This is a genomic window from Larkinella knui (assembly GCF_003858645.1).
GTDB classification, from domain to species: domain Bacteria; phylum Bacteroidota; class Bacteroidia; order Cytophagales; family Spirosomataceae; genus Larkinella; species Larkinella knui.
Map to the genome: position 1 here is coordinate 824,388 of NZ_RQJP01000005.1, position 14,680 is coordinate 839,067.

The 14,680-nt window shown below is 50.8% G+C and carries 9 protein-coding genes; 5 read left to right on the top strand and 4 right to left on the bottom strand.

Features of this window, described 5'->3' with window-relative positions:
- Positions 1 to 8 precede the first annotated feature (8 nt).
- Positions 9 to 4,136, bottom strand: coding sequence for a caspase family protein (locus EHT87_RS25720; RefSeq protein ID WP_124909611.1), 4,128 nt, complete (start codon positions 4,134 to 4,136; stop codon positions 9 to 11).
- 859 nt (positions 4,137 to 4,995) lie between these two features.
- The gene (gene dinB / locus EHT87_RS25725; RefSeq protein WP_124909612.1) at positions 4,996 to 6,075 is read right to left on the bottom strand and encodes a DNA polymerase IV; all 1,080 of its coding nucleotides are present in this window, start codon (positions 6,073 to 6,075) and stop codon (positions 4,996 to 4,998) included.
- A 231-nt stretch (positions 6,076 to 6,306) separates the two neighbouring features.
- Between dinB and EHT87_RS25730 the strand changes: the two genes are divergently transcribed.
- The 4 genes from EHT87_RS25730 (at position 6,307) to EHT87_RS25745 (ending at position 9,469) form a co-directional block, all read left to right on the top strand.
- A complete protein-coding gene (locus tag EHT87_RS25730) occupies positions 6,307 to 7,296 on the top strand; it encodes a 2-hydroxyacid dehydrogenase (protein WP_124909613.1) in 990 nt (329 codons plus the stop codon).
- A 161-nt stretch (positions 7,297 to 7,457) separates the two neighbouring features.
- The gene (gene pssA / locus EHT87_RS25735) at positions 7,458 to 8,141 is read left to right on the top strand and encodes a CDP-diacylglycerol--serine O-phosphatidyltransferase (RefSeq protein ID WP_310587577.1); all 684 of its coding nucleotides are present in this window, start codon (positions 7,458 to 7,460) and stop codon (positions 8,139 to 8,141) included.
- A 72-nt stretch (positions 8,142 to 8,213) separates the two neighbouring features.
- The gene (gene purS, locus EHT87_RS25740; protein ID WP_124909616.1) at positions 8,214 to 8,471 is read left to right on the top strand and encodes a phosphoribosylformylglycinamidine synthase subunit PurS; all 258 of its coding nucleotides are present in this window, start codon (positions 8,214 to 8,216) and stop codon (positions 8,469 to 8,471) included.
- Positions 8,468 to 9,469: a 3-oxoacyl-ACP synthase III family protein gene (locus tag EHT87_RS25745; protein WP_124909618.1), complete on the top strand. Its 1,002-nt coding sequence runs from the start codon at positions 8,468 to 8,470 to the stop codon at positions 9,467 to 9,469. The genes purS and EHT87_RS25745 overlap by 4 nt, the downstream gene beginning before the upstream one ends.
- A 45-nt stretch (positions 9,470 to 9,514) precedes the next feature.
- Here EHT87_RS25745 and EHT87_RS25750 read toward each other — a convergent pair whose 3' ends face one another.
- Positions 9,515 to 9,877, bottom strand: a complete 363-nt coding sequence (locus EHT87_RS25750) for a CoA-binding protein (protein WP_124909619.1) — start codon at positions 9,875 to 9,877, stop codon at positions 9,515 to 9,517.
- A gap of 357 nt (positions 9,878 to 10,234) precedes the next feature.
- On the opposite strand from EHT87_RS25750, the gene EHT87_RS25755 reads away from it, so the two are divergent.
- On the top strand, positions 10,235 to 10,819 hold the full coding sequence (locus EHT87_RS25755) for an HNH endonuclease (protein ID WP_124909621.1): 585 nt from the start codon (positions 10,235 to 10,237) through the stop codon (positions 10,817 to 10,819).
- Between the two features lie 31 nt (positions 10,820 to 10,850).
- On the opposite strand, the gene EHT87_RS25760 is transcribed toward EHT87_RS25755, so the two are convergent.
- Entirely contained in the window at positions 10,851 to 14,600 is a 3,750-nt protein-coding gene (locus tag EHT87_RS25760; protein ID WP_124909623.1) for a sensor histidine kinase, read from the bottom strand.
- Positions 14,601 to 14,680: the final 80 nt, after the last annotated feature.

Below are 14,680 nucleotides of genomic sequence, written 5' to 3' on the forward strand. Positions count from 1 at the left end.
TTTGGCGCTTACCCTTTTTTCTTTTCCAGCAACACCGGGATCGTCGCCTGGCTGTTGTCTTCCAGTCCCATGCCCGCAACGGCCAACTCGTACGCATCAACAATGGACAGGCCGGAGCCGAGTGCCTGATAAAACGTGGCTGAAAAGGCAATGGCGGCTTCATCGCCAATCGAGCGTTGCATTCCGATCACGTACGGAATGTGTTCGCCGATGGCTTTGGCCTGTGTTTCGGAATAGCACGCATTCAGCAAGACGCACTGCACCGACTCATCGAAAACCGCAAAAAGCCGCCCCAAGGCTTCCGCACTGACCGTTTTCAGCTGGCCGCTTTCTGTTTCGAGACACAGCCCTTCGTCGGTGCCGTGGCCGCTGAAATGCACGATAGTCGGTTTTTCCTGCAAAATAGAACGCGTCAGTGTCCGGGGCGTTACGGCCAGGCTCGTCGAAAACAGGATGCCTTCGCTGCCCCGCAGTTCTTCCTGAATCTCGCGGGCTTCGGCACCCAGCCGCAGCGGTTCGTGCGTAACGGGGTTGGCCGAAAGAAATAAAATGCGTTTCCAGACTTTTGCGTTCGGCGTTGCGGGTTCGTTCGGGTCGTCACTGCTGATGAGCACTTCTTTTTCCAGGACGTCCAGATCGCGGGAACGGTTTCCCAGGTGAACGGTCACCTGAAGCAGCAGCGGATGGCGCCCGGCTTTGAGCGGACGCACAAAAAACTTCCATTGCGTTTTGTCGCCGTCCCAGATTTCCTGCCGCTCGGTGCTGGTGGTCGTAATTTTAAAATATTCCCCACCCGAACTGTCGACCAGACGAACACTCATTTCGTTGCCAATCACAATGTCTTGATGCACACTGTCTTCGCTGATTTTTAACAAAGCCGCTTCCACGTCCTTGCCCGCAATCCGCACGGTGCAGGTCGTCTGTTCATTGACGTTCATAGACCCTGGAATGTCGTATTCGAGCTGACCTTCGCGGACGGGCGAAACGGGTGGTGCCGCCGGAGAGGCCATACTCGGGACCGGGTTGGCCCAGTGGCTCGGTTTGGACGGATCGGTTTCATATTCGACATGGTCCGTATTGATCGTAATGCCGCGTCCCCTTTCCTCCCCGCGGGGCCTTTCGGGCGGTTTTGCCATTTTAAATGTGTCCCGGCTCAACGGTCTCACCAGTTCCGGCTGTTTGGCAATTAGTTCATTGATGCGCTCCATGAATTTCATCGCCACCTGCTGAAAACCGTCGCCGTTCGGGTGAATTTCGTCGTACCACTGGTCGGGCCGTACGGTTTTGCGCAGGTCGATGTAGGAGACATTTTCAAACGCTTCGGCCACCGCTTTAATCCGCGTATTAAACTCATCCAGAATAAATTGAATGATGGTAAACCGGTCTTTCTGGCTACCGATTCCTTTCTCGATCATGTAGCGCCCCAGCCAGCCTTTGTTGGTCACACTCAGCGGAATCACGTAGTCATAGCCGTGCACCAGAATCTTTAATTTGGGCTTATGCACCTTCAGGTGCCCAAACATGGCTTTATAAAGATCCCGCAGCGTATCCAGTTCGGCAAATACCCTGTCGTTCAGGAACCGACGCGGATTCTGGCCCGGTGGTTCACTCAGGTCCGGATTATCCTTCAGAAACGTGCGAAACTGTTCACCCAGAATGTCGTTTCCGCCCCCGCTGATGAGAAAAAAGGCCGGATGTTGCTCGTCGATGGCGTCCAGGTATTCCCCGGTTTTCTGATAATTCCGGAGCGTATCGCCCGCTGCGGCCACACAATACACGGCAAACGCCCGCGACAGATGATCGATGGTATCGGTCACCAGCGGGTGTTGAAACCACGAATCGCCCTCCGAAACCAGCCGGACGCGGTTGGGGAAGTGCTTGATAACCTGCTGGTAATGGCGGTTTCGGAGTCGATTGGCTAATTCGTTGGCTACCTTGAGCCCAAAGTCACTGATCAGGCCGCGTTCGTCGAGGTGGGCCGAATCGCGAACGGTGATTTCCGGTTTCAGTTTGTAATCCGTTTCCCAGTTGGTTCCCAAATTGGCGTCGAAATAAATTCCCAGGGCAAAGGGCGTCAGCGCCGGGTCGTGCAGCATGGCGTTAAGCTCGGTATCCGGAATCACATTGGGCTCCGGATTGACCAGCTTCAGCGTGTACGACTGCGTTGTCCAGCCCGTCAACTGAATCTGACGCGCAGACGCTTCGTCGGTTTCAAAACCGCCCCGTTGTAGTTCCTGCCGTTCATCGCCCGGCATCGGCGGGTCCGGCAACGTGGCCAGCGTGAGTGCCTGCGGATCGAACTCGTCGGTGCTGACAATCAATTTGATATGCTCCAGCCGTGACGGCCAGTTGTAGGCTCGCAGGGCATCGGGCATGCTGGCGGGCAGAAAATCCCTGCCGTTTATTCCCAGCAAAACCGAATTGCCCGGTTCAAGCAAATACGCTTTCGGATTCAGAAAACCGGTGAACGATTCGAAGGTCGACGAGAGGTATAAAGCGGCACAATAAAGCGGACGCTGGTTGCTGGCGGGATTGGTGATTTTTACCTGAATGTTGCTTTTCCAGCGTCCGTTGGCCTGTTGTTCGTAGTCGATGGGAATAGTTTCATCTTCCGGCGTGATTGGAATGGGGTTGCCACTGGTGTCAAGCCGGGCGAATTCCACCGTGAGCGGTTTGCCGGGCAGGCGGTTGGTTCCCGCATTGGTCAAGCTGTTCATGAATTCCCACCGCGCGATATGCCGCAATTGACCCACCAACTCGGAAATGGCCGTAGAAGAAGCGGTTTCAATCACGCTCGTCAAAGGGCGGTGCGGATCGTTGGGGTAGGTAATGTAATAGCGGCCATCCTGATCGTGAACCACGTACTTCGCCCGGGTTTCATCGTCTTCCATAACGATCTGGCCCCCGCCGGTCTCAGAAATTCTGGTCAGCAGTTCGGCCTGCGCTTCCGGTAAAGCGCCCTTGCTGATCACGGTAATGGGCAGGGGGAGGGTCATCAAACCGTCGATTTCGGCCTGAAAAACGGCATTCTGGTTCAGATTGGCGGATGAATCGAACAACAGCTGGGTGGAGTCGACCCGAATGGCGCTCACCTTCGCCTGAAATTTCGTTGTAGCATCGTCGGGATCAAACACCGTAATGGTTTTGGTTTCCGTCGTGATGCCGTGGATAGCCCCCAAACTCAGTTGCCAGCCGGTTTTCTGGTTGAAAGTCACTTCGCCGATGGCCGACTGACCGCGTTGCCCCGGCCGGTTGAGGAAGGTGGTATGGAGCAGCGCATCGTCGCTGTTGGCCACGTAGATGCGGGGTTTCTGTTCAAACACATTGCGCAGGTATTGTCGGACGCGACTCCGCAGGGTGTAGTAGCTCAGGTCACCCGCCGAAGCCCGCAAAACGGTCAGCAGCGTTTTGGTAAACACCCCTTCGCCCCCCACTTCCATAGCCGACTCGTCGGATTCGCAGGCCGACAACTGAATGTGCGTTCCTTCCGGTAAGGCAACGGCATCGCCCTGTTGCCGAACCTCGTCGGCACTCATTTGCTGTCCGAAAACAAAGTGATTCCAGGGGCGCTTTTTAAACGCGAACGGAATCCGTTTTTCTTTGGGCGCATCCTGCTTGAAAACCGTCTGGACCATTGTCCCGTTGCGGGTGTTGTCGCCCGAATGGCAGCAGTCGAAAATGGTAACGATGTGCGGTTTTTTAGCGGCTAATCCGTGAATTAAATAGCGTAACTCCTTATCAGACAGCAGAAATTCGTCCACCGTTTGCTCGTCATAATGACAGGCAATGCACTCCAGCCGACCATCGGTTTCGTGTTTCCACACCGTGGTGTCGGCCCATTCCTGCGTACCGTGGCCGGAGAAATAGAACAGTGCCACGTCACCTTCTTTTGCCTGGCCCAGGTGTTCCTGAAAGGCGTGAACGACGCTGGCTTTGTTGGCTTCGCTGTCTTGCAAAAGCAGAATGTGGGGATCGAAAGCGGTATCGTTTTTCAGGTATCGTCTCACCTTCAGTGCATCCGCCACGCATCCGCCCAGAGCCGGAAACGTAACCTGCCCCTGCAAAAGCAAATCGGCCCGGTACTCGTTGATGCCCACCACCAGGGCGTAAAGTTTGGGTTTAGGAGTTGTGTTCATGCTGATCTTTTTGAGATGGTGATTAACGTATCCGGATCGCTTTTGAATGCCACCGTAAGTAGAACGATTGGCTTCGCATTGGTACGGAATGAATGGGGTAGTGGGTACGGTAATTGGGAATTCTTTTAAGCAGAATTTTAAATTAGAAGAATGTTTTCAGATCGCGATAGATGTATTTATTAAACGGCAATACTTTCAGAAACACCTTTTTGGAAAAGGATATAGGACGTAAAGTTAAACTGGTTTTGACCGGGTAGTAAAGTTTTAAACGGGGATGGTATTTGTAGGAATGATGGGTTTTAAATCATCATTACGGCGACAAAAGGAGGGGCGTTTATACCGGCCGTACGGTAGACGCCCGCACAGTCGGTACATGCAGGCTGGCCAATCCGGTTTTCAAACGCAGCTCGGTATAGTCGTAATGATCTTCAAATAAATCCTGCAATTCATGCACGTATTGCAAATACCGGCGGGTATGAACACACAACCAGCAATTTACACCGGGAATCAACCGACAATCTTCGAGAGTCCAGAAGTGGGCCAATGGGTCGGGGCGGAAGCCAAAAGCCGTGAGCCATTGTTTCGTTAGTTTAATCGGTAACGGCCGGGTGGCGGGCGGTAGATCTTGCAGGAATGATTCAGTACTAAGTACCGGTCCATTATGAATTAAAAAGTAACGATTGGGCTTCGGCCGGGTGATCATGGTGCGTTCGGTGGCTACTAACGTACTACCAATATAATCAGGAAAGCGGCCCTATTGCACCCCTGTGACCATTTGGTTACTTATTTTTAGTAACCGGTATTTTATAAGAGGGCAGACGTTCATTTATCGGTATCTGAAGCGGTTTTAAAGATAAAATTAAAAAGGAAGTACCAGCTGCTGGCCTGAAGGATAATCGGAAGCTTCCAGATTGGAAACCGAAATTCCCAGCAACCGGACCCCTTTGGAAAGGGGAAAAAGTGACGACAATAACTCGATACCGATTCGATCCAGAAACGCCTTCTGGGAGAGTGGACCGAGCGTGGTCCGGCTGCGGGTGATCTGCTCGAAATCGGCGAATTTTACTTTCAGCGTCACCGTACGGCCTACCACCCGGATGCGTTCACACAAACGCCAGACCGAATCGAGCAGCGGTTGCAAACCCGCCAGAAGATCGGTTTCGGTAATTAAATCCTGGTCGAACGTCGTTTCCGATCCAATCGACTTGCGGAGCCGATCCGGAGTCACGGGGCGGTTATCGATGGCGCGGGCGATGGTGTAATAATAACTGCCTGCTTTGCCAAAATGCTGTTTCAGAAACGCTTCCGACTGCTGCCGCAGATCCCAGCCGGTGAAAATACCGAGCTGGTTGAGCCGGGCGGCTGTCACCCGGCCAATTCCGTGAAATTGCCCGACGGTCAGGGTTTCCACAAAGGCTAGTCCCTGCGACGGTTTGATGACGTATTGGCCATTGGGTTTGCGAAAATCGGACGCCAGCTTGGCCAGAAATTTATTGTAAGAAATGCCGGCGGAGGCTGTCAAGTGCGTTTGCTGCTGGATTTTGGCCCGGATTTCCTCCGCAATCTGTGTAGCTGAAGCGATATTTTTCAAATTATCGGTCACATCCAGATAGGCTTCATCCAGCGACAGTGGCTCGATCAGGGGGGTATATTCGGCAAAAATAGCGCGTATTTCGCTGGAAACGGCTTTGTAGACATCAAAGCGCGGTTTGACAAAAATCAGATCAGGACATTTGCGGATGGCAACCGACGAGGCCATTGCCGAGCGCACACCGAATTGCCGGGCTTCATAACTGGCCGCAGCCACAACGCCCCGCTGGCTCGACCCACCCACCGCCACGGGTTTATGGCGCAACTCGGCATTGTCCCGTTGCTCAACCGATGCGTAAAACGCATCCATGTCGATGTGGATGATTTTTCGGTTTGCTAACTGGTCCACAGAACTTGAAAACGATCGTCTTTATACGAGTAGTTAATGTAACGGTTTCCTGTCAAATGAACACTAAAACCAGGCCGGATTTGGCGTGAATTTTAACCCGTTTAACACCGCAATTCGTAATTTAGGGGACGAAACCCACCCTGGCCATCCCCCGACAATCATCCGGCAGTATGACGGATGTCATCCGTTGTCGAATGATGAAACGTTAATTTTGTGTAAAACAAATAAAGAATGAAAATTGCTTTTTTTAGTACGGCGGCCTACGAACGGGACTGGTTCATCCGGTATCAGGGCCACCACACCATCACGTTTATCGAAGATCTTTTAACGGAACAAACCAGCCAACTGGCTTCGGGTCATGAGGCTGTTTGTGCTTTCGTGGAGGATGACCTCAGCGAGCCGGTTTTGCAGGCGTTAAAAAGATTGGGTATTGGTCTGGTGGCCATGCGTTGCGTGGGTCTGGACAACGTTGATCTGGAAGCCGCTGAAACACTGGGTATTACAATATTGCATGTGCCGGCTTATTCACCCTATTCGGTGGCTGAACATGCCGTTGCGCTGCTCATGGGGTTCGTTCGGAATCTGCCGCTGGCTCACCAGCGGGTTCTGCAGGGAAACTTTTCCATTCATGGGCTGACGGGCCAGGATTTACACGGAAAAACCGTTGGCGTGATTGGCACGGGCCATATTGGTCAGGCCTTTAGCCGAATCATGCTCGGGTTTGGCTGCCGGTTGCTCGCGTATGATATAAAACCGGCCCAGGCACTCCTGAACGCGGGGGTCGAGTATGTTCCTCTGCCGAGGTTGCTGGCCGAATCGGACGTTGTTTCGCTCCATTGTCCGTTGACCGCCCAGACGAACCAGTTGCTGAATGCCGATGCCATTGCGCAGATAAAACCGACGGCCATCGTGCTCAATTCCAGCCGGGGCGGTCTGGTCGACACTACCGCTATCCTGAATGCGCTGGACAGAAAGGCGTTAGGCGGTTACGCGGCTGATGTGTATGCCGATGAGAAAAAATGGTTTCACCGGGATTTTTCCAACAAGTCCGTTACCGACGAAACGTTAAACCGGCTGCGCAGCCACCCCCGGGTTTTGCTGACGGCCCACCAGGGTTTTCTGACGCAGGAAGCTCTGCAACAAATCGCTCACAGCCTGATTCTTCAGATTTCCTTTTATCAAAACAGCCGGTCGGAAGGAATCAGCAAAGTATCGATGTGACCTGCCACCGAAAGCTGCGTTGTTCGATGCTTTTTCTTTCGGTCAAAATTTGAGTTGACAACTCTCTCGTGTAGCTTTACACCATCGTTGACGGTTTGGGTGGCCCGGTTTCAGTCGGCACCACGCACCCGACGAAAGGGTTTCACTTAGTTTTACGATCAATCAATAAGCTACTCCGCCATCTGCCCAATGCCATGACCTGCGGCAATCTGCTGTGTGGGTGCATCGGTTTGGTGATGACACTGCGCGGACACGCCGACACGGCCGCGTGGCTGATTCTGCTCGCGGGCGTTCTCGACTTTGGCGATGGGTTTGTGGCCCGACTCGTCCATGTATCGGGGCCGTTTGGCAAAGAACTGGATTCGCTGGCCGACGTCGTGACGTTCGGCGTGTTGCCGGCCACGATGATTTTTCAGGCCTTATGGGCGCTGGGATTCGAAAACTGGTCTTACCTGGCCTATTTAATTGCGGTTTTATCGGCTTTGCGGCTCGCCAACTTCAACATCGACACCCGCCAGTCTGACCAGTTCATTGGTTTACCCGTTCCGGCCAATACCATCCTGATTGCCGCGTTTCCGCTCATGAGCCATTACCAGCCGCAGTTTGCTTTTCTGTGGCACAACCCCATCACGCTCTATTTTCTGGTTGTTTTTTCATTCATGCTCGTGGCTGAGTTACCGTTGCTGGCCTTTAAATTCAAATCATTCGGCTGGCGGGAAAACCGGATAAAATTTATTTTTCTGATACTATCGGTATTTCTCTTGCTATTTTTGCAATTCGCAGCCGTACCATTGATTATCTTTTTATACATTTTGATCTCATTATTCGCTAAAAACAAGCCGTAAATGCAAAAGAGCGGGAGGATAGCAGACCTGACGTGAATCTTTCCCTTCGATTGCTTTATTTTTTCTTTTATCATGAAATACATCGCCGAAATTGACATAATGCCCCAGAAGGAAATTCTCGATCCGCAGGGAAAAGCCGTAAAATTGGGATTACACAATCTCCACATCGATTCTGTGGGGGATGTTCGGATCGGTAAACACATCCGGCTGGAAGTGGAGGCTGAAACGGAGGAAAAGGCAAAAGACGTCGTCGATACCGCCTGCCGCCAGCTGCTCGCCAACCTGATTATGGAAGAATATACATTTTCAATTGAAGGCGTGCAGGAATGACGTATTCCACCATCACCGGACTGGGGTTTTATGTGCCCGAAAATGTCGTCACGAATCAGGATCTGACGCACTACATGGACACGTCGGACGAATGGATTCGGGAGCGCACCGGTATTGAGCAACGGCGGTATTTTACCTACGGAAAAGACACGAATGCCAGTATGGCTGCGGCTGCTTCGCGGATGGCGATCGAACGCGCCGGATTGCAACCGCAGGATATTGAACTGATTGTCTTCGCAACCATCACCCCCGATTACTTCTTCCCCGGTTCGGGATTTCTGATGCAGCGTGAACTGGGCCTGGAGGGAATCGGCGTCATCGACATTCGCAATCAGTGTTCGGGTTTTGTGTATGCCGTGTCCATTGCCGACCAGTTTATCAAAACCGGTATGTACAAAACCGTTCTGGTGGTGGGTTCGGAGATTCAGTCGACCTGGATCAACAAAACCACGCAAGGCCGGGGCGTAGCGGTAATTTTTGGCGATGGCGCGGGAGCGGCTGTTTTGCAGGCCACCCCTGATTCCGAGCACCGTATCCTCTCGACCCATTTACACGCCGACGGCCGGTATGCGGAAGATCTGTACGTTCGGGATCCGGGCAGCAGCCGACCGTCGCGCTCGGCCACCAAAGAAATGGTCGACGAAGGCGGTTTCGATGTCGTCATGAATGGGAATGCGGTTTTCAAACACGCCACCGTGCGGTTTGCCGAAGTGATCAATGAAGCCCTGAAAGCGAACGGCTACGGCCCGGAAGACCTTGCGTTGCTGGTGCCGCACCAGGCCAATATCCGCATTTCGGATTACGTGCGTCAACAGCTGAAATTGCCGCCGGAGAAAGTGATCAACAACATTCAGCGGTTTGGTAATACCACGGCCGCATCCATTCCCATTGCCCTGACGGAAGCCTGGGAACAGGGCCGCATTCATCCCGGTGACGTAATTTGTCTGGCCGCTTTCGGGAGTGGATTTACCTGGGCCTCCGCATTGATAAAATGGTAATCAGGAGTGAAGAGTTTTGAATGAACCGTTCACTCTTCACTCTTCTTAATACTGCCCAATTGCCAGCATCACCAGCGTGCAGGCTTCTACCGGTTCGATTCCCTGTTGTTCCAGTTCTTTCTCGAAGGCCGGATTTTCGGTGCCGGGGTTGAAAATTACCCGCCGGGGTTTCAGCTTCTTGATGTATTCGTACAGACCGGTTTGGTTCTTTGGTGAAACATACAAGGTAACCGTATCGATGTCGCTCAAGTCGGGCTGGCCGGTCCGAATCGGATTGTCCCGAATCGTTCCCGAACGCAAACCGAGTAATTCAATCGCATGCCCTTGTTGCACCAGCCGATTGGCTGCTTTGTTGGCATAGCGTTCCGGATTTTCTGAAGCGCCAACTACCAGTGTTTTATTTTTCATGGCCTGTTTCCTTTCATTCTGCTCTTTCCTAAAACTATGTGTTCTGCGGTTTAGTTTCTTATCAAAATCCTAACTACCGCCAATTCCGTACATATAGTTCCGATTGCCCATCTCTATGCCTTCTCACTGTATTATTTTTGGATTTGTATAAATATATTCTATCTTTGTTTAACAAATAAGTAAATAAGTTAAACAAAACTGACAATTTTCCCTTTACTGATTTATGCGGTTTTTGTAAAAATGCCTTAATTTAGACTTTACGCTGGATAGTGGCCTGTTTTGCAAAACACTCGGATTTGTATCTTGTTAATCATTCGTTAAACAAAGTTGCTACCAATTAACCAGTTAAGCCTAAACATGACTGATAAACGTACCAGTAACTACTGGAATGAAAAATGGGTGCCTATCAACTTTGAAGGAGTTGAAAATCCGCCCCGCTATGAAGTGTCGAACTTTGGGCGATTGAAGAGTTTTCAAAATGACACCAAGGATGGTACACTCATCAACGGTTCCATCATCCAGGGATACCGTTCGCTCAACATCCGAACCGGTGGCAAAACGATCAATCGGTATTTTCACAAGTTGATTGCCGAACTGTTTTTGACCCGCGAAAATCCTGATCAGACGTTCGTTATTCACCTTGATCACGATAAGAAGAACAATCACTTTCAAAACCTGAAGTGGGTAACGAAAGAGGAGATGATCGAGCACAACCGGACGAGTCCGAACATTCTGAACCGGGAAATGCCGCGCCGTACGCGCAATTACAAACTGACCGAATCGAAGGTGAAGATGATCAAGAAGTTGTTGAAGAATGAGAAAAACCGCCTGAAGATGATCGCCAAACAGTTTGGCATTACGCATACGCAGCTCAATCGGATTCGTTCGGGCGAGAACTGGAAACACGTCACGATCGATGATGAAGTACCGAGTGAAAAGTAACAGGCGGTCTTCCTGCATCTTGTTTGTTTGCCTAGTTGAGCCCTATGCTTTCGCCTTTCAGCCCACTCCCCGAACCAATGGGCGGTATGTGCGGTAACGTAATAAAAAAGGTAGATCCTTCTCCGGTTGCTGTTTCAAACCAGATGCTGCCGCCGGCGTGTTCAATTCCGCGCTTGGCAATGGCTAGTCCCAGTCCCGAACCGCCTTCCTTCGTACTGAAGTTTGGTAGAAATATTTTGCTGCGAATGGCTTCCGGAACGCCCGCGCCATTGTCGCTGATTTCAATGTTGATGTGTTCGTCAGTTACCGTCAACCGGAGTTGAATAACCGGTTTTCGATCCGGCGAAACGGATTGTACGCTATTGATAATCAGGTTAGTAAGGATACGGCCAATCAACTGCCGATCGCCCATTACCATAACCGGATAAGGCGAAATGTCGCGCACGAGGGTAATTTTACCATCGTCGGCATAGAGATCGGCGGCTTTATTGATGACCGAGGTAATTTCAAATAATTCATTTTTGGGTAACGGCATTTTGGCAAAGTCGGAGAACGACGTGGCGATGTCGCTGAGGTTGTCGATCTGGTCGAGGAGCGTTTCCAGGGTCCGTTGCAACACCCGCCGGGCCGTCGGATTGTCGGATTGCAGGGTTCGTTGCAGGTGCTGAAGCGTCAGTTTCATGGGCGTCAGCGGATTCTTGATTTCGTGGGCGACCTGCTTGGCCATTTCCCGCCAGGCCGACTGTTTTTCGCTCTGCGACAAAGCCTGCTTTTTCTCTTCCAGTTTCACCAGCATCCGGTTGTATTCGCCGATCAGCAAACCGATTTCATCGTCCGATTTCCATTCCAAAGGCTCATTGAACCGATCGAGGTTGGTTTTGCGAATTTTTTGCGTAATGATTTTCAACGGCTTGGTCAGCACATTGGAAGCCCAGTAGGAGACGAGTAAGAAAATCATAAATAAACCGGTGAACACGCTCAGTGCCGTCGAAACGACATCGACCATCTGGTGTTCAAGTTCGGGTTCGGAGCTGAAATGGGAAACGCCCAGCAGGCCCAGAATGTGCCCGTCGTAGGATTTGATGCTGGCGTAGGCCGTCCGGTAGTGCTTTGTTCCCAGCGACTCGGTCAATAAAACCTGGTTTTCTTTCTCTTCAGCGAGATGGATGTAAGCTTCCGGATTGATGCGTTTCGACAGATACCCGCTTTCGTAGATGAGCGGCTGTGTCGAAAATTTCAGGTAGCCGTTGGTATCAAACACGCTGATGTCGATATCATCATCCTGGGCAATTTTCTTCAGCTCGTCTTTAATGTAATCTTCACTGGCTGTGGAGTGTAAATACTTATTCCAGTTTTCCAGAAAGTTTAAGCTGATGTTCTTGGCGTTGGTCAGGTAGGTGTTTTCCTGATACGCGTTATAATTGGAACTGATCACCCCAAAAGTGATGGCTACGACGAGAACCAGCGGCAGAAAAAAAGCGGCATTGAGATAGAGCTGCGTTTTTGTCGAATAATTGATGTAAAACCGGGAAAGGCCAAACCGAATGGCGTAAATCAGAATCAGTACTAAAATATACAGAATCAGAACCAGGTAGAGAAAGGAGAAATTGGAAAAGATGTTGCGAATGGGGTAATCTTTCGAGGAGATGACCACGATTCGGCCGCTTTCATCCCGCAATCCGACATGTTTGTAGTGGGCATACGAAACGCCCTGCTCGTATAAAGCCGCATTGCCAAGCAGCTCCGCCGGTAATTTACGGTCGTAATTATATTCTCCGTAGCTATACAGTTTTTGTTTACCCGCGTTATAGATGGCGTAATCATACACCTGCGTTTCCGGGGCCTGAATAAATCTTTTATTGACCAGCAGTTCAGGATGCGGGCTTCCGGAGCTACGGTTTAACTTCAGATTCAGGACAACATGGCCAATCCGGTTGTCGCCCTGTTTGATGTCGAGAAACTGGACATATTGTTTGGTAAAGTTATCACCGGCTTCGTTGATAAAATAAATACCGGGGTATTGGGTTCGGTAACGATCCTGATGAAACCGCGCGGCATACTTCCGGTAATTGGCTTCCACTCGCTGGGAATCGGCAGGTTGGGCTGTATTGAAAACCAGCACTTCAGCATTGTACTGATCAAAATACCGATCCAGATGCTGGGTTTTTACCCGTTGCTGGATTCGCTCGCGGAGCAAGAGCGTATCGCTAATCAGGGCGCGGATAATGCTGGAATCCTTGGCAATGGCGGCTTGCGATTTATTAAGCAAAAATTCGCCAAAGGCGTCGTTTTCAACCAGCAACTGTTTACCAAACTCGGCTTTCGTAAACAAGTCTCTTTTAAGACCCTGGCTATACACCACATACGTTGCCACGGCCGCACAAATGAAGGCCGTAAAAAACAGATAAAGGGTGGTTTTGTAGCGAAATGAATAGAGGGCCCTTGGAAAGCGGCTGATGTACAGCACCATAAAGTAAAATCCCTGAATACCCAGAATCCAGGGCATCGGTGTCGGGCTTTGCCAGAAAAGTGCTACGGCCAGCAACGTGCCCGTCAAAAACCACAGTAAGCCCCGCCATAAGAGTAGATTCAGGCGGATGAACAGACTGGAAAAAACATACTGAAACAGAAAGAAAACCGTCGATATGGCGACAAAAACCAGAAGACAAGCCATTTTCAGGCTGGAAAAAGAAAGGCTAAGGGTAATGTCAAGCGTAAAACCGGCTTTTTCGTAAACCGCATTCAGTTCGCGGAAACAACCGTAAAAAATGCTGTAACTGAGAACGACCGTAATGGTAGAAATCAATGCTTTTAGCCCGTCCGACTGGCGAAGCAGCCAGTAGTAGGAGCGGGTGCGGTAAAACGTGTTGGCTAAATACAACGCCAGGATCACGATGACCATGCAATTCAGGAACTGATCTCCCAGGGAAGGCGCCACAATCGAGGAGCCAAAATACCGGGGGTTGAACAGGTCGGTTTCGAAGAACAAAAAGGGAACGCCAAAATACAGCATGACTGCCCGCAAGACAACCAGATAGAGCGCCAGAATGATAAATCCTGCCCCGTAGTGTCGGCTTCGCCGTAAATTGAGGGTACGGCGGATGAGGTAGATACCCATGAAAAAGACCGACAGCAGGGTCAGAATAACCGTATTGACCGGCGAAGTCTGGTTTTGATACCCTTCCAGCAGCGGGGGATAGACCGAAAACAGAAAGACCGGCGTCTGGTCATACATGCTTTGGTAGATGCTGCCCTTTTCGGCTGTAATTTTCTGCGGAGCCAGTGAAAACAGATCCGGGTTATACCCTGAATGGAGGTAACTATTTTCGTTCTGGTACTGACGGAATACATTAACCAGCGAAAACACCTCCAGCGAATCGTTTCCGCGTCTGATAAACTGGCGGTTCACCAGATATTTCCCCTGCGGAAACGAAATCAGCCTGGGATAAACAATGGTTTTGAGCAGTTTGTAATCCGGTATAAAACGGAAATCGGACCAGAAAAGGAGTTGCTTGTTCCGGAAGATGTAATAAGGATATTTCGTTTCCCGGCTTAAATTCGTGAACGTATAGGCATTGGCGTCCCTGACTAACTCGCCGACGGCCTGTAGTTCTTCCGTACTGGTGGCCAGTTCCTTTTTAATCCGTTGTTGGGTAGTCTGCAAATACTGTTCGTCGGCCGCACTTAACGCGCCCCTTTCCAGCACTGAATAGAAGAATACTGATAACCCGAGGGCCAGTATCGATAGAATGAGAAATATGTGCTTGTTGAGTATACTCACAACAAAAAAATGGATGAATGGGCTTCCGCTGTTTATTACAACCCCAAAATCATGCCAAAATTTCTGGCATACTCCCGGCG